The 16,943-nt window shown below is 61.7% G+C and carries 10 protein-coding genes; 6 read left to right on the top strand and 4 right to left on the bottom strand.

The features are described from left to right. Positions 1-56: 56 nt before the first annotated feature. Together VJ464_23515 and VJ464_23520 are read left to right on the top strand one after the other, a co-directional pair. A complete protein-coding gene (locus tag VJ464_23515; GenBank protein ID HKQ08114.1) occupies positions 57-1,292 on the top strand; it encodes a M20/M25/M40 family metallo-hydrolase in 1,236 nt (411 codons plus the stop codon). A 16-nt stretch (positions 1,293-1,308) separates the two neighbouring features. Then, on the top strand, positions 1,309-1,776 hold the full coding sequence (locus tag VJ464_23520) for a hypothetical protein (GenBank protein ID HKQ08115.1): 468 nt from the start codon (positions 1,309-1,311) through the stop codon (positions 1,774-1,776). A gap of 24 nt (positions 1,777-1,800) precedes the next feature. Here the strand turns inward: VJ464_23520 and VJ464_23525 are convergent, their stop codons facing one another. Then, complete coding sequence (locus tag VJ464_23525; GenBank protein HKQ08116.1) at positions 1,801-5,436, bottom strand: SBBP repeat-containing protein; 3,636 nt, start codon at positions 5,434-5,436, stop codon at positions 1,801-1,803. Between the two features lie 450 nt (positions 5,437-5,886). Between VJ464_23525 and VJ464_23530 the strand changes: the two genes are divergently transcribed. Together VJ464_23530 and VJ464_23535 are read left to right on the top strand one after the other, a co-directional pair. Then, on the top strand, positions 5,887-7,824 hold the full coding sequence (locus VJ464_23530) for a M28 family peptidase (protein ID HKQ08117.1): 1,938 nt from the start codon (positions 5,887-5,889) through the stop codon (positions 7,822-7,824). 104 nt (positions 7,825-7,928) lie between these two features. Beyond that, entirely contained in the window at positions 7,929-8,696 is a 768-nt protein-coding gene (locus VJ464_23535) for an enoyl-ACP reductase (GenBank protein ID HKQ08118.1), read from the top strand. Between the two features lie 122 nt (positions 8,697-8,818). On the opposite strand, the gene VJ464_23540 is transcribed toward VJ464_23535, so the two are convergent. Continuing rightward, positions 8,819-9,454, bottom strand: a complete 636-nt coding sequence (locus VJ464_23540; protein ID HKQ08119.1) for a radical SAM protein — start codon at positions 9,452-9,454, stop codon at positions 8,819-8,821. 364 nt (positions 9,455-9,818) lie between these two features. Here VJ464_23540 and VJ464_23545 point away from each other — a divergent pair, with 364 nt between their 5' ends. After that, entirely contained in the window at positions 9,819-12,296 is a 2,478-nt protein-coding gene (locus VJ464_23545; GenBank protein HKQ08120.1) for a diguanylate cyclase, read from the top strand. 168 nt (positions 12,297-12,464) lie between these two features. Here VJ464_23545 and queD read toward each other — a convergent pair whose 3' ends face one another. Further along, positions 12,465-12,827 carry a 6-carboxytetrahydropterin synthase QueD gene (gene queD, locus VJ464_23550; protein HKQ08121.1) on the bottom strand — a complete coding sequence of 121 codons (363 nt, stop codon included), beginning with the start codon at positions 12,825-12,827 and terminating at the stop codon, positions 12,465-12,467. Positions 12,828-12,937: 110 nt separating this feature from the next. On the opposite strand from queD, the gene mnmG reads away from it, so the two are divergent. After that, complete coding sequence (gene mnmG / locus VJ464_23555) at positions 12,938-14,809, top strand: tRNA uridine-5-carboxymethylaminomethyl(34) synthesis enzyme MnmG (GenBank protein HKQ08122.1); 1,872 nt, start codon at positions 12,938-12,940, stop codon at positions 14,807-14,809. 319 nt (positions 14,810-15,128) lie between these two features. Here mnmG and VJ464_23560 read toward each other — a convergent pair whose 3' ends face one another. Next, the gene (locus VJ464_23560; GenBank protein ID HKQ08123.1) at positions 15,129-16,646 is read right to left on the bottom strand and encodes a serine hydrolase domain-containing protein; all 1,518 of its coding nucleotides are present in this window, start codon (positions 16,644-16,646) and stop codon (positions 15,129-15,131) included. Between the last annotated feature and the right edge of the window lie 297 nt (positions 16,647-16,943).

The following is a 16,943-nucleotide window of genomic DNA, read 5'->3' on the forward strand; positions in this document are numbered from 1 at the left end:
GCCGCGCGCCTTTACAATACGGCTTCGTCAATTCAATCCATCAACGGGGAGCAAAAATGAGAAAGCTGGTGGCTGCGCTCATCTGCGCGGCAGTGGTTTCGGTTACTGTACAAGCCCAGGATTACAACGCTCAGGCGAAAGCTATCATGGAGCGCGCCGAACTCAAGCGGGCGTTTGATTATATTGACGCGCACCGCGACGACATCCTGAACGAGTGGAAGACGATTACCGAGATCAACGCGCCGTCGGGCAAAGAACAGCCGCGCGCCGCTTTCGTTAAGCGGTTGCTTGAAACCTATAAGCTCGACCGAGTCTATAGCGACACCGTTGGCAATGTCATTGCCGTCCGCAAAGGCGCGGGCACGGGCAAGCCCGTGGTCTTTGACGCACACCTCGACACCGTCTTTCAGGAAGGCTTGAAGATCAAGGCGGAAATTCGCGACGGCAAAATCTACGCGCCCGGCGTCGGTGATGACACACGCAACGTTGAAGCCTTGCTCGCGGCGATCCGCGCCATGAACGAAGCCGGCGTCAAGACGCAGAGCGATCTGCTCTTCGTCTTCACCGTCGCCGAAGAGACTTCGTTTGGCGGCGCCAAGCATTTTATTCAGGAGAACAAAGAGCGCATCGGCCAGTACGTCGCGCTCGACGGCGGCTATCAGGGGCTGACCTATGGCGGCATCGGCATCAACTGGTACAAGTTTCATTTCATCGGGCCGGGCGGCCACACGCGCTCAAAGACGCCGCCTTACTCGGCGAGCCTGCCGCTGGCGCGCGCCATCTCGCGCATCTACCAGCTTGAGCTGCCGCAGCAGCCGGATGTCAACCTCAACATCGGCATGCTCGGCGGCGCTGAAGTGGTCAATGCCAAGGCCGCCGACGCATGGTTTACGGTTGATCTGCGCTCGACCGACCAGAAGGCCATTGATGATTTCGAGAAGCGCATCACCGACATCTGCCGCGAAGAGGCCGAGCGCGCCGGCTTTCAGTTGAAGGTCGAAGACGTCGAAGAGAAGCTGCCGGCGGCGCAACTGCCGGGCAACCGCGAATCGTTCGGCGTGCGCATGGGCGAAGCGGTGCATCGCGCGATGGGGTTTGAAAACGTCACGGTGTCGCCGACCGGCTCGAACAATTCAAACGTCGCGCTGTTGGCCGGGCTCAACGCCTTCTCGACCGGCGCCGGGCCGTGCGGCGGCGATCACTCGCTCGGCGAGTGGTGCGAGATCGAGCCGTATTATCGCGGCGTCAAGAAGACCATCCTGCTGGCGGCGGCCCTGGCGGGAATTCAGTAAGCAAAAAGGAGCGACGATGAAAGGCGCGAGAATCTTGTTCCTGGCAAGCTGGGTGCTGATGTTTGTGGTGCTGGCGGCGACGGCGATCTTGGCGGCTCAATCGTTGCGGATTGCCTACACCTGGTCGCAGGAAAGTATCGCGCCGGGCTATACGCTGAATGACGTCCGCGCGGCGACCGGCAACGAAGACGCTGTGAAAGCCATACGTGGGCGGCGGGCGACCGCCGCAACCTGGGCGCTCGGCTACGCGCTGCTCGGCCTGTTTGTCGTGCTCGTGCCCTATCGTCGCGGCGAGCGCTGGGCATGGTGGGCGCTGCTGGTAACGATGGGCCTGCCGCAGTTGCTCTCGTTGCTGCGCGCGCCGATGCTGGCGACGACGCAGGGCGTGCAGACCCCCGCCATACTGCTCGCCTTGACCTTTCTAGCGCTGCTTTGCGGCGTGCCGCGCCTCTTCAAGCGCGAAGCCGTCGCCACCGTCGAATGAGCCGCGCCCCAGGCGTTCATCAAATCAGTGACCCTTCTGCTTGACTGACAAGGTCTGCCCGCCGATGCGGATGGTGGCTTTGCGCGCCGCGCCGCTCGGGTTGACCGCCACCGTGTAATTGACGAGTTGACTGCCCGTTCCATTGGTTGCCGGGGTGATCGTAATCCAACTCGCCTTCGTCTGCGCTGTCCAGGTGCAGCCCGCCCCTGCGCTCACGTACGTCGAGCCGAAGCCGCCGCTGGCCGGGTAGGCCGCAAACGCGGAGTTGAGAGCTACCTGACAATTCTCAGACCCTGCGCCCGCCTGGTAGATGGTGAATGTCTGTTCGCCGACCGTCAGCGTGCCGGTGCGGAATGCGCCGTCTGGATTTTCGCGCACTTCGAATTTCACGTCGCTATCACCGACGCCATCGCGGGCAGAAGCGATGATGATCCAACCGGCGTTGCTCGTCGCCTGCCAGGCGCAGCCGGCGGCTGCCTGCACCTTCACGCTGCCGCTGCCGCCTCTGGTGGTAAACGCCGCGCTTGCCGCCGCCAGGCTCGGTGAACAGGTGAAAGCAATCTTCGTTATGAAGGCATCGTGATAGCCGTGCGAGACGGTTTGCCAGGCTCCCGGCGTCACCGGGAAGTCGGCAGCCCCCGTGTAGCCCGTGACGTAAACATTGCCGGCAGGGTCAATGGCGATGCCTTTGCCGGCCTCCTCATTGGTCTGGCCGCCGAGCGAAGTCGAATAGATGAGCGCGCTACCCGCCGGGTTCAAGCCGGCCACGAACGCGTCAGCGTAAGTTCGCGCCGGGTCGGTCGCCAGGAAATCTGCCGACAGCGTGTAGCCCGTCACGAAGGCGTTACCTGTCCCGTCAATCGCCAGACCATAGGACGTGTCATACCCGCTGCCGCCGAGATAGGTCGAATAGGCCAGGGCCGTGCCCGTGTTATTCAACTTCGCGACGAAGACGTCATTGCCGCCGCTATAGCTTTGCAGTGGATTGACGGTGGGAAAGTCGTTTGCCGTCGTCGGCCCCGTGACATATGCATTGCCGCCGGCATCCACGGCGATGGCGGCGCACGAATCGGCCTCGTTGCCGCCGAGATAAGTCGAATAGGTCAGCGCCGCGCCCGCCGCGTCCAGTTTCGCGACAAAGCCGTCGCCCGCGACCGCCGCGCCGGTATAAAGCCTCGACGGGTTTTGCGGGTCAATGGCCAGCGCTGTTGCCAACAGATTACTCAAGCCATTGTTCACGGTGGCCCAACTGCCGCCGCCGTCCATGCTCTTAATCACGCCGCCGCCATAGACTGCCGCGTAAAGCGTCGAGGTGACCGCCGGATTAATCACCAGAGCGCGGATACTTTGGACGGGATTATTATCAAGCTGGCTCCAGGTGCCGCTGCCATCCGTGGACTTATAGATATGGTAGGAGGTGGCCGCATAAATCGTTGCCGAGTTGGTTGGATCGATGGTCAAAGAGTAGATCGTCTGCGATGAGTTTACGAAGCCGGCAGGTTCCCAGTAGTCGCCGCCGCCACCGACCGTATTCTTGAATATGCCCTTGCCGCCGATGTAAAGCGTTGACGGCGTATTCGGGTCAACGGCGATTGCATGAACAGCGCCGGGCAGATAACCATCGCCATAAAACTGCGGCGTCGCCCAACTGTTGCCGCCGTCCGTGCTCTTGGAGACGCTGTTGTTCCTGCCGACGTAGACATTTGCCGGGTTCACTGGATCGAACGCAATAGAATATGCGGGACCAAAAGACTGGCCGGCTACGCTCCAGCTCGCTCCCGCGTCCGTGCTTCGGTAAACGCCGTTGGCCGTCGCCAGAAATAAGGTTGAAGGCGTCGCCGGGCTGACCGCCAGGGCGTTCAACGTCGCTTGCGGCAACCCGTTGCTCGACGTACTCCAGGTGTCGCCGCCATCCGTGCTTTTGTAAACGCCGGGCGGCGAGGTGGCGGCATAAACCGTGGATGGCGTTTGTGGGTCAACGGCCAGGGCATCCACCTCAGCATAAACCGGCAGGCCATTGTTCATGGCCGCCCAGTTCGCTGCCCCGTCGAGTGTCTTAAATGCCGTCTTGCATTTGAAATCGGACTGTATGGGGTTGACCAGCGGGAAATTGGGCGAATTGGTCGCGCCCGCCACATACACGCTGCCGGCGTTATCAACGGCAATGGCAGCCCCCCAGTCGCCGCCATCACCGCCCAGATAGGTCGAATAGACAAACGCTGTGCCCGCGGCATTCAACTTCGACACAAACGCATCGCCATTGCCGCCGGGCGTCGCCTGCAAGGCGTTGACGGTTTGAAAATCGGTCGAGGTCGTCCACCCGGCGACGCAGGCATTGCCGGTGGCGTCCACAGCAATGGACAGCCCTTTGTCCCGTCCATTGCCGCCCAGGTAGGTGGAATACACCAGCGCCGTGCCCGCCGCATTCAGCTTAGCGACGAAGGCATCCGAGTTTGATATGAGATTGCCGTGCGGCGATTGCAGAGGGTTGACGGTCGGGAAGTTTAGCGACTGCGTGAAGCCCGTGACATAAGCATTGCCCACCGTATCGACAGCAATGCTATTGGCATCATCATAATCGCTGCCGCCGAGGTAGGTCGAATAGACCAGGGCCGTGCCGTTGGCATTCAGCTTCGCCACAAAGAGGTCAGGCAGGGCGCCCCCCAATGGCTGCACCGCAGAGGCCGTTGGAAAGTCCGTCGAAAAAGTCAGCCCGGTGACGTAGGCATTGCCCGCCCCATCCACCGCAATGGCATGGCCCTCGTCATCATTGCTGCCGCCGAGGTAGGTCGAATACCCCAGCACCGGATCGATCACCAGCGGCTGGCGGCGGTCGTAATGGCCAAGCGCAAAGCTCACACGGTTCTTGCCGCGCAGCACGTAGCGCGCCGCCACCTCGCGCCGCTCGCCGTTGATCTCCTGATAGGCCACAGGCTTGTGCTGCCGCACCTCGCCCGCCGCCGTCGCCATCACCAGCTCGCCCGTTGCGTCAACGCGCAGCCGTTTGGCTCCCGCAATGCGCCAGCCGATAGCCGCAGGATTGGCTCCTGCGGCCACGTTGAAGTCATACTCCAACTGCCGCCCGTTGCCGTAGTAGACCATGTCGACGCCGCGGTAGACGCCGCGCACCGCCACCCTCGCATAGTTGCTGACGCCGGCGCGCCACTTCGCCGCGTCCTTGCCGACGAAGTAATTGCTGCGCCCGGCCATCTCCTCTGTGCCCGTCACGTTTGCCGCCGGGTTGGCGTTGAGCAGTTTCATGCGGATCACCGCCGTCGCTGCTTCGCGGGCCGACGCGCTCCGCTCGGCTTGCGCGAGTTCGTCCTGCGCCGCGTCGTCTGCGGGCTGGCGCGCGCCGCCGAGCAAGCTCAGCACAGCTCCGTCAGCGGTCAGCCAGAGCGCGTAGCCCGCGCCGCGTGCGGCGTAGCGGACGCGCTCGTCGAACTGCCCTTGATTGCGTTCAAAGCGCATCGGCAGATCGCCATAAGCCGCCCGCGCTCGCGCCCGTGCGGTCTCGCCGACCGTCGGGCTCAAAGCCAATTCTGGCGCGGTCGCCGCGCTTGCCGACGTGCTGGCCGGTAGTAACACCCAGTTGAACAGCGCGGCCATCGTCAAACACACCGCGAGCAGGCGTTTAGACAGGAATTGGTCAACGGACATGGGCACTCCTTCTTCTGACGAGCCTGGCGCTACTGTGACGCAAGCTCTTGTTTCAACAACCTGAGAATCATCACTTGATGAAGTCTACGAGACGAATCGCTGACACACTCGCAGCGGTTTTGCCGTCAATCGGTCTTCAGCATAATTTCAGGATTATTCGGGACAATCTTTACCGACAGCAATCATTACTAACGTCATTACTAATATAAATTGTATCGTCAACTCTACCTTCCAGCAATTGAAATCTATTGCAAAAACATTATATGTGGCAAGGCTATAGCCTCTCGCCAATGGCGCGGCGGCCTGGCGTCAGCCTGCGGCCATTGACACTCGTTCGCACGGCTGGCTATGATGAGCCATCGGCTGGCGACGCGCGCCGCCGCCTTCAGTTTGACAACCGATTCTGCATCTTCAGTGCGCTTGACGTTCACCCATAGGGAGTAAGCTCGCATGAACTCACGAAAGATTCTCCTGCTGGTTCTCGCCATCGCGTTTTTGCTCAGCGCCGCCGCGCCGGCCTTCCAACCGGCGAGCGCCGCGCCTGACTTTGACCAGCAGGCCAATGCGCCCGCCGAGCTTTCGAGCGAGCGCATTCGCGAGCACGTCGGCTATCTCGCCTCCGACCCGTTGCAGGGCCGCCGCGCCGGCACTCCCGGCGCAGACCTCGCCGCCCGCTACATCGAAAAGCAATTCCGCGACGCCGGCCTCAAGCCCGCTTCCAAGGCCGGCTACCTGCAACCGTTCAGCTTCGTGGCGCGCGTCGAGCTTGGCCCGCGGAATATGTTTCAGGTGAAAGCGGCGAAGAGTGAGCAGAACTACAAGGTCGGCGACGACTTCATGCCGCTGGCTTTTTCTTCGCCGGAAGCGGCGACCGGCGAAGTCGTCTTCGCCGGCTACGGCATCAGCGCGCCCGAATTGCCGTACGACGACTATGACGGCATGGACGTGAAAGGCAAGCTGGTGATGATCCTGCGCGGCAGCCCCGACGGCGACAATCCGCACGGGCGCTTCGCCCAGTACACCCAGCCCGGCCTGGAGATTCAAAACAAGACGTTGAAGGCGCGCGAGAAACAGGCGCGCGGCGTCATCTTTATCAGCGAAGAGAAAGTCTTTCAGCACGACCGCCTATCGCGCCTGCATCACGATTTGAACTTCCTCGACGCGGGCATCCCGGCGGTGGTCATCAGCCGCGTCGTCGCCAACGCGATTCTTGAAGATAAGAAAACCACACCGGTCAAGAGCGAATTCAGCGGCGCTGACGCCGTCGAGCGTGCCAAGACGCGCCTGGCAAATTTCCCAGGGAAGCGCCCGACGATCACCAAGGATTCGTCCGCCGACCGCGTCACCGCTACCTTCAAGAGCGACGTCATCAAGGTGAACGGCAATGCCGCCAACATCGTCGGGCTGCTGCCGGGCAGCGACCCGCAACTGGCCTCCGAATACATTGTCATCGGCGCGCATTACGACCACCTGGGACTGGGCGGGCCGGAATCGCTTGCCGCCAACCCCGACGGCCAGATTCATCACGGCGCTGACGATAACGCTTCGGGCACCGCGGCGCTGCTCGAGCTGGCGCATGCGATGGCCAGCGGCGAGCGGCTCAAACGCAGCGTCGTCTTCGTCGCCTTTTCCGGCGAAGAGCTCGGCTTGCTGGGCTCCGCGGCTTACACCAAAAATCCGCCGGTGCCCATCGCTTCAACCGTGGCGATGCTCAACATGGACATGGTCGGGCGATTGCGCAACCGCTCGCTGTTCATCGGCGGCATGGGCACGAGCCCGGCGTGGAAGCCGCTCGTCGAGCGCCTCAACGCCGCCGGCGCGGTCAAGGCGATGCCGGCTGGAAATGGCTCCCAGAGCCGCTTTGAGCTGAGCTACGGGCAGGACGGCTTCGGCCCCAGCGATCACCAGTCGTTCTATGTCAAAGACATCCCCGTGCTGTTTTTCTTCACTTCGACGCACGACGATTATCACAAGCCGAGCGACACCGCCGATAAGATCAATGCCGAAGGCATCCGCCAGGTCGCCGCTTTCGTGCGCGAGATTGCCACGGCGGTTGCCGACGAGCCGCAACGCATCGCCTTTGTCAAAGTGAAGAGCGAATCGAAGCCGACCGCCGGCGGCTTTCGCGTCTACCTCGGCACGATCCCCAACTACGCGGATCAGAGCGGCGGCATGAAACTCGACGGCGTGCGCGCCGGCTCGCCCGCCGAGCGAGCCGGGCTCAAGGCCGGCGACCTGATCACGCGGCTCGGCAAGACGCCGGTGAAGAACGTCTATGATTACACCTACGCGCTCGGCGAATTGCGCGGCGGCGAGGAAGTCGAAATCGCTATTCGCCGCGACGGGCGCGACATGGTGTTGAAGATCACGCCTGAGAAACGGCAGTAGGAGATGGGTGCTGGGCGTTAGGTGTCGGGTGCTGGGTGTTGGAGATTGGGAAGAGAGCGCCGCATTATCCAGCACCCGACACCCGGCACCCGGATAGGAGAAACATGCTCTTAGAAGGAAAGACGGGCGTCGTATTCGGCGTCGCCAATAAGCGCAGCCTGGCATGGGCCATCGCTCGCCGCGCTAATGACGACGGCGCGCGCATCTGTATCACTTACCAGGGCGAGCGGCTCGAAGAGAACGCCCGCGAGCTGGCCGAGCAGTTGAACAATCCGCTGGTGTTGCCCTGCGATGTGAGCAAAGACGAAGACATCGTCGCCGTCTTCGCCCAATTGCGGGACGAACTTGGCGGCCTCGACTTCGTCGTTCACGGCGTCGCTTACGCGCTGCGCGAAGAGCTTGAAGGCGATTACATCAACACCTCACGCGAAGGCTATCGCATCGCTCACGACATCAGCGTTTACTCGCTGACGGCGATTGCGCGGCAGGCGGCGGCGCTGATGGAAGGGCGCAATGGCAGCATCATCACCCTGTCTTACCTGGGCGGCGAGCGCGTCATTCCCGGCTACAACATCATGGGAATTGCCAAGGCGGCGCTCGACATGAGCGTCAAGTACCTGGCCGCGAATCTCGGCCCGCAGGGCATTCGCGTCAATGGCATCTCCGCCGGGCCGGTCAAGACCCTGGCTTCGGCAGGCATCGGCGGCTTCTCGAAGATACTTGAGCACATGCGCAACCACGCGCCGCTGCGCCGCAACATCGATCAATCGGAAGTCGCCGACGCGGCGCTCTTCCTGTTGTCGAATATGTCGCGCGGCATGACCGGCGAGATCATTCACGTCGATAGCGGCTATAACATCATGGGGATGTAAGGCAGGAAGCAGGAGGCAGGAAGCAGGAGGCAGTTCAGAACTGATTTATCGCTTGCTGCTATGCAGTAAAACGTTGCCGATTCCGAGAACTGCCTCCTGCTTCCTGCCTCCTGCCTCCTGCCTCAGCGGCGGCGCGCGTCCGGCGGCCAGATGAACTTGTGAAGCTGGAGCTGAAAGCGCGCCCGCAAACCGTCTTCCAACATCCAGGCGACCACCTGCCGCGGCTCGACCTGACCAAATGCGGTCGAGAGCAGGATATGCGCGCGGTCTTCGAGCCGGTGGTCGCGAATCACCTGCCGCGTCCACTCATAATCGTTGCGGTCGGCGAGGACGAATTTGATTTCGTCCGCCGGGCGCAGGTCTTCGAGATTCGACCAGAGATTCTTCTCCGATTCGCCCGACGCCGGGCACTTCAAATCCATGATGCGAACGACGCGCGGGTCGAGCTTCGAGATGTCGCGGTGGCCGCCGGTTTCGATCAGCACCCGATGGCCGGCGTCGCACAGCCGCGTCGCCAGCTCATAAATTTCCGGTTGCAAGAGCGGCTCGCCGCCGGTCAGCTCGACCAGCGGACAGGCGTACTTTTCGACCTCGGTCATGACCTCGTCTACCGTCATGCGCGTGCCGCCGGTGAAGGTGAACTCCGAATCGCACCACGTGCAGCGCAGGTCGCATCCGGTCGTCCGCACGAAGACGCACGGCAGCCCGGCATAGCTCGATTCGCCCTGAATGCTCTGGTAAATCTCTGTGATCCGCATCGGTTTTCGCTTGAAAGATTCTATCCCGCTTCGTGGCGCGGCGCGAGCGGGTTACGGAAAAATGACCGATTCAGCCGGGCGATTCCTTCATTGTGACCGAATCCGCCATTCGCCGGCGCAAGGCCGTAAACGGCTGCCGGCGCCGCCTGCTGGCCCGCCCGTCACCGTGACCATCAAGAAAAAGTCGCTATTCGCCCCAAAAAGGCCCTGTGGAGGGGTCGCCATTGCCACAACTCAGAAGAATTTAGCCGCCGCGCGGGCGGCTTGCGATGTGGCACACGGGTTGATCTAGGATGGGCGCACTTTCGTCAGCGCGTCACGCGCTGTGTGAGCCGATTCGATTCTACCGCGCCATGGTGAGGCGATGTCACAACCGTCGAAGGAAAGTCGGGCCTCGAATATCTTTCTCGCCGTCGTCTCTACGGTCGGCCTGGCTATCTTTGCATGTGCTGTGTCTCATCTCGCCCTCGGCAATCAGTTTCATATCAACTGGCTTCTGCTCAGCCTGGTGACGGTCGTCGTCGTCGGGCGCACAGACATTCACATTCCGAAGACCTCCGGCACGGTGACCCTCGACGACGCCTGCCTCTACATCTCGCTGATACTTTATGGCGTGATGCCGTCGGTGGTGCTGGCCGGGATCAACGGGCTGGCCTGCTCGCTGAAGTATCCGAACAAGCGCCGCGTCATGCCGTTCAACGTCGCGGTGATGAGCCTGTCGATATTCGTTTCCGGCCTGGTCGCCAACGGCCTCTTTCCGCCAGAGGCGCACACCGGCGCTGATCAATGGCTGCCGGCGGCAGAGATGCACACCAGCTTTGGCCGCCTGCTGCTGATGGCCGAAACCATGGCCTTGACGCATTACCTGGTGAACTCCGGGCTGGTCAGTATCGTGAACGCCTTGCGCGACAAAAAGAGCCTGCTCAAGACATGGCAGGAATCGTTCTTGTGGACTTCGATCACCTACTTCGCCGGCGCGGTGGCCGCCTGCTTCGTCGTCCAGTTGCTTTCGGTCATCTCGTTTTACGCCTTCATCATCTCTGTGCCGATTGCCGCCATCACCTATTTCACCTACAAGGTCTATCTCGACCGCGTGCGCTCCTCGATGAGCCATGCCGAGCAGATGACCGACCTGCACTTGCGCACTATCGAGGCGCTGGCCATCGCCATTGACGCCAAAGACGAAACGACCCACGATCACGTCCAGCGCGTGCAGATTTACGCGACCGGGATGGGCCGCATGTTCGGCCTCTCTGACGTTGAGGTCGAAGCCTTGAAGGCCGGAGCCTTGCTGCATGACATCGGCAAGCTCGCCGTGCCCGATTACATTCTCAACAAGCCGAGCGCCCTGACGGTCGCCGAGTTCGAGAAGATGAAAGTCCACACGACGGTCGGCGCAGAGATACTAGAGCGCGTCGGCTTTCCTTACCCGGTCGTGCCGGTCGTGCGCCATCATCACGAGCGCTGGGATGGCACAGGCTATCCGGACGGCCTGCGCGGCGACGAGATACCGATGACGGCGCGGATTCTCTCGGTGGTTGATTGCTTCGACGCGGCGCGCGAAGATCGCCAGTACCGCAAAGGGCTGACACGCGACGAAGCCATCACCCTGCTAGAGACCGGCGCCGGCGCCAAGTACGACCCGCAGGTGGTGCGCGTCTTCCTTGAGCAACTGCCGCGCTTTGAAGAAGAGGTGCGCCGGCAGCGGCTGACGCAAACCAATACTCGGATGACGCTTACCAGCCTGGTGCAGACATCACCGCAGCGCCCCGAAAACCGCGGCGCGGTGTATGAGCAGATTCGCAACGCGCACCGCGAAGTCATTACGCTTTACGACATCGCCCAGACCATCGGCACCAGTCTCGACCTGCGCGATATGTTCGCGGTCTTTTCGTCGCGCCTGCAAGACATCGTCAGTTACACGACCTGCGTGCTCTACCTGCAAAAGACCGATTCAATCGAGCTGGAAGCGATGCACGCCGCGGGACGCCATGCCGGGCGCTTCAAAGGGCAGTCGATTATGCTCAACTCGGGCATCACCGGCTACGTCGCGGCCAACCGCCAGCCGATGTACAACTGCGACCCGCATCTCGACTTTAAAGCCGCGCACATTGAACCCGGCGACGAATACCGTACGGCGATGAGCGTGCCGCTGATGAAAGGCGACGAAGTGCTGGGCGTGTTGACGCTCTATCACGCAGACCTGGCGGCCTATGCAACTGACCACCTGCGATTGCTCGAAGCGGTCGCCAAGCTGGCTTCCGACGCCATCGCCAACGCCTTGCAGCATGAAGAGACGCAGGCCATTGCCCTGACCGACCTGCTGACCGGTTTGCCGAACGCGCGCGCCTTGCGCCACAAGTTCGAAGAATCGGCGAGCCGCGCCCGGCGCTTCAACCTGCCGTTCTCGCTCCTGATGATGGACCTTGACGGCTTCAAGGCGATCAACGACACGCTCGGCCATCAGACCGGCGACCGGGTCATGCGCGAAGTGGCGCAGATACTGGCGCGGCAGATTCGCGCCTCGGACTTTCTAGGCCGCTATGCCGGCGACGAGTTCGTCGCCATCCTGCACATTGATCAGGAAGGCGCGCGCGAGCTGGTGCGGCGCGTGCAGCGCGTCATAGACAATCACGACTTCGGGTTCAAGCAGGCGGGGATAACCTTAGGCATCAGCATCGGCTGGGCGAGCTTCGGGGTTGATGGCGACACCTTGGACGAGCTGCTGCTGGCGGCTGATCGAGCGATGTACAGCGACAAGCTACGACGCAAAGCCCTGCTCGTTGAAGCGCCGACGCCTGAGCCCGACGACCTGGAGCCCATCGTCGCACAAGTCATGTAGGCAGGAAGCAGGAGGCAGGAGCCAGGAAGCAGGAAGCAGGAGGCAGGAAGCAGTAATAAAGCCGTGAAGGCAGCAAGGCATATGATCTTCGCATCATGGCCGGCTGCCTTCTGCATTTGTACGGATGTCCTGACTGCCTCCTGCCTCCTGCTTCCTGCTTCCTGGCTCCTATTCGCCATAATAGTCGCAGCGGCTCAGGCAGGTTTCGCGAATCGTGATGCGGTGGAGCCCGGACACACGGCCTTCCAGCCTCTCCCATATCCAGCGTGCCAGGTTTTCACTGGTGGCGTTCTCCAGCCCGTCAATCTCGTTCAGGTAGTAATGGTCCAGTTGCAGGCGCAAGGGCTCGAAGGCGTCGCTGATGTCGCCGTAATCGATGAACCAGCCGGTCCGCGGGTCCACTTCGCCGCGCACCGCGACCTCGCAGACGAATGAGTGACCGTGCAGCCGCGCGCACTTGTGATCTGCCGGCACGCGCGGTAAGCGGTGCGCCGATTCGAAGCGAAACTCTTTGACCAGCTCGACAATCATCTGCCTCATCTTAGCCGCAGGCCGCCGCCGTCTGCAATCGCCGCGTAGAGAAGATGACGACGCGCATGCTATCCTACTGAAAGCGACTTGAGAGGAAACGCGAGCGCAGTATGAGTGCAGAACACCAGTTTGATGTGATCGTCATCGGCGGCGGCCACGCCGGCTGCGAGGCGGCTTATATTGCCGCACGGCTCGGCGCCCGCACCGCGCTACTGACGATTGACGCCAACAGCATCGGCCAGATGAGCTGCAACCCGGCCATCGGCGGCATCGCCAAAGGCCACCTGGTGCGCGAAGTCGACGCGCTCGGCGGCATTATGGGCGAAGTCATCGATGCCACAGGCATCCAGTTCCGCTTGCTCAATCGCAGTCGCGGCCCGGCGGTGCAGTCGCCGCGCGCCCAGGCCGACCGCAATCTCTACCGCGCAGAGATGCGCCGCCGCTTGAGCCTCACGGAAAACCTGACGATCATCGAAGGCGAAGCCGCGGAGATTCGCATAACCGGCGAGCGCGTCACCGGCGTCGAAATGGCTTGCGGCACCATCCTCGAAAGCCGTTCGGTGGTCTTAACGACGGGGACGTTTCTAAACGGCTTGATTCACTGCGGCCGCAAGACTTTTCAGGCGGGCCGCGCCGGCGACCCGGCTTCGCTCAAACTGGCCGCTTCGATTCGCGCCGTCGGCTTTCAGATGGGCCGGCTCAAGACCGGCACGCCGCCGCGACTCGATGGCCGCACCATCGATTACACCCGGTTCGAGCGCCAGCCGGGCGATGAGCGGCCCGTGCCGTTTTCGTTCAAGACCGAGCGCCTTGATCGCCCGCAGATCGAATGCTTCATCGGCTACACCAACGAAGCGGTACACGACGAGATTCGCCGCAACCTCGATCAGTCGCCGTTGTTCAGCGGCGAGATCACCGGCATCGGGCCGCGCTACTGTCCGTCCATCGAAGACAAGGTGGTGAAGTTCAGCGATAAGCCGCGCCATCAGATCTTTCTGGAGCCGGAAGGTTATCAAACCTACGAAATCTACCCGAACGGCATCTCGACCAGCATGCCCGAAGCGGTGCAACTGGCGTTCGTCCGCAAGATTCCTGGCCTCGAAAGCGTGAAGATGCTGCGGCCCGGTTATGCGGTCGAATACGACTTCGTTGACCCGCGCGAGCTCGACGCGACGCTCGAAACCCGGCGGGTGCGCGGGCTGTTTCATGCCGGTCAGATCAACGGCACATCGGGCTATGAAGAGGCCGCGGGGCAGGGCATTGTCGCCGGCATCAACGCGGCGCTGATGGCTACGGGGCGCGACACGGTGACCTTCGACCGCAGCCAGAGCTACATCGGCGTGATGGTTGATGACCTGGTGACGAAAGGCGCCGACGAGCCTTACCGCATGTTCACCTCGCGCGCGGAGATGCGCCTGTCGCTGCGCTATGACAACGCCGACCAGCGCTTGACGCCGATGGCCCACGCCATCGGCGCGATGAGCGACGCCGATTATGAAGCCTTCCTGCGCCGCCAGCGCGATGTCGCCCGCGTTAAGGAGTATATGCAGGCGGCGCGGGTGAATGATCTGGGCGACGCGGTGCTTGAGGAGTTGCAGCTCGAAGGCGCGGCAGATGCCTATAGCGGTAAGCGGCTCGATTACCTGGCGCGCCGCCCGGATTGCAGCCCGCAGCGGCTGCTTGAGATCATCACCGCCGGCCTGGGCGCGGAGGTCAGCCAGAAAGAGATTGTTGTGGCGATGAATGACATCCGCTACGCCGGCTACTTGAAAGATCAGGAGTCGCTGGCGCGTAAGCGCGGTCGCTATGACGAGCTGGAGATTCCCGGCAGTCTTGATTTTGCGCGGATAGCGGGCCTGTCGAATGAGGTGGTGCAGAAGCTCGGGCGTGTGCGACCGCGGACGATTGGCCAGGCGGCCCGCATCCCCGGCGTCACCCCCGCGGCGGTTTCGATTTTGTTGATGGCCGCGCTCAGAGATTGACCCGCCGTGGTCGCCTCTAGCTATTGGCCGCCGCGCCTGTTAGAATTTGAGTAGCAGCAAAGTACTGCTATCTCTTCTCCAAAGTAAGCAGAATGGTAGGGCGAGACGATGTGCAAACGACTCGCCCTTTTTTTATTGGCCGCATCAATTCACAGCGATCATCCGCAAACGTTCGCGCGCCGGCGATGGCTCAAAGGGCAAGGCGCATCGGGCGGATTCCGCTTTGCTCGCGCCATCGCCGGCGCGCGAAATGTGGCGCAAGCTAACAGCTTGCGCACGGACTCGCGCAAGCTGTTAGCTTGCGCCACATCCAGTGTCATCAATGGCCTTGCGTCAGCAGCTCGCGCGCGCGGCGCGCCACCGGCATCATCAGCGGCGGGTCATAATTGGTCATCACCACCGCGACATATCCCAGCTCCGGAAAGATGCTCAGGTCCGAGCCGATGCCCGGCGCGCCGCCGTTGTGGCCAATGAAGCGCTGGCCGTTCACCTGCATATCGCCGAAGCCGTAACCGTATTTGCCCGGCCCCATCGAGACTTTGCCGGTCGTGATAAACTCGGTCATCTTGGCGCTGAGCAGCTTGTGTTCTCGGAGCGCCGTGGCAAAGCGTAGCAGGTCTTCGACGGTCGAATAACCGCCGCCCGCCGGGCCGCCGCGATTCGGGCGTGTCTCGGTATTCGGGCGGCGCGGGCCGCTCGCCGGCCTGTCGTTTGGTCCCATGTTCGTGTAGCCCATCGCCAGGTTCGGCGTCTCTTCGGTCATTTGATAGGCGTCGGTGTTCTTCATGCCGGCAGGCTCGTAGATGTGCTTGCGGACATAGTCGTAATAACTTTGGCCCGACACCTTCTCGACAATCGCGCCGAGGACGATGAAGCCGGAGTTGCTGTATTCAAAGCGCGCTCCCGGCTCGAACAACAGCGGCTCGTCGGCGAACAGCGCCAGGTAATCGGCGACGGTTTTGATCTGGGCGCGGCGCGCGTCGAACTTGGCATTCCAGTACGAGCCGAGTCCCGACGTGTGCGTCAGCAAGTGATGAATGGTGACTTTATTGGCGACGTCCTTGTTCGGGTAGTCGGGCAGAAACTTGCTGACCTTATCATCGAACGACAGCTTGCCCTGCTCGGCCAGTTGCGCGATGGCGACGGCGGTGAACATCTTGTTCATCGAGCCGAGATTGAATTTTGTCTGCGGGTTGTTGGGCAGGTTTTTGGCTTTATCGGCCAGGCCATAGGCTTTCACGAAAAATGGCTTGCCTTCTCTGGCGAGCAGCACGACGCCGGAGAAGCGATCATCCTTCGCCCGTTCTTCAAGGAAAGCGGTGAGCGATTGCGTGACTTCGGCTTCGCTCAATCGCCTGGCGGGGGCGGCAGCGGCTTCGGGTGGTTTAGCCGCGCCGGCATCATTCTTCGGCGCATCGCGGGGCGCTTCGGCGGGTTGTGCCTGGATGGCTGTCGGCGGGTAGGGCGCAGACGATTCGACGCGCATGGTGAAGTTCAGCCAGTTGCCATCTTTCTTAGTCTGCACCAGCGCTTCGATCTCGAACTCGCCCGATGCTTTGGCGCTATGCAGCACGAGGCCGCCGCTCTGATTATAGAACTCCATGTCCTGCTCGGCATTATCGACATTGCCGCCGTGGTCGCTGTGAAAGCGGCGCATGGTTTCGAGGTTGCCGCTGTTGAAGGCGACCAGGAACGCGCCGAAGGTCTTGCCTGCCGGCGTTTCAGGCAGCTTGGCGTTGGCCGGCGTCTGGGCGATGGCCAGGGCCGCCAGCAGCGCCGCGATCACCGAGATGACCGCCGAGCTTCTCAGATAAGTGGACTTCGCTGAATTCATCATTCCTCCGTTTTTAATTCCCAGGATCGGCACAGGACAACTATACCCGCTTTGCCGGCCCGCATGGTTAAGCAAGCGAAAAGAGATTGTTAAGGATGTAAAAAAGTACGTGGCTCACAGTCTGTTTTCTTTGTTTTGCCTTAATTTCCGCCGGAAAGTTTCGCAGTGTTTTGCACGAATCTGTGACCGAACTGTGACCGAACTGTGACCGAGCCTTAGTCGCCCGTACGCCGTTTCCGATCTGAACCAAGAGTCGCAAGGCGGCCAAGAGACGGCGGATTCGGCGCTGCTGCACAAAAG

This window comes from Blastocatellia bacterium (genome assembly GCA_035275065.1).
Lineage (GTDB): Bacteria > Acidobacteriota > Blastocatellia > UBA7656 > UBA7656 > DATENM01.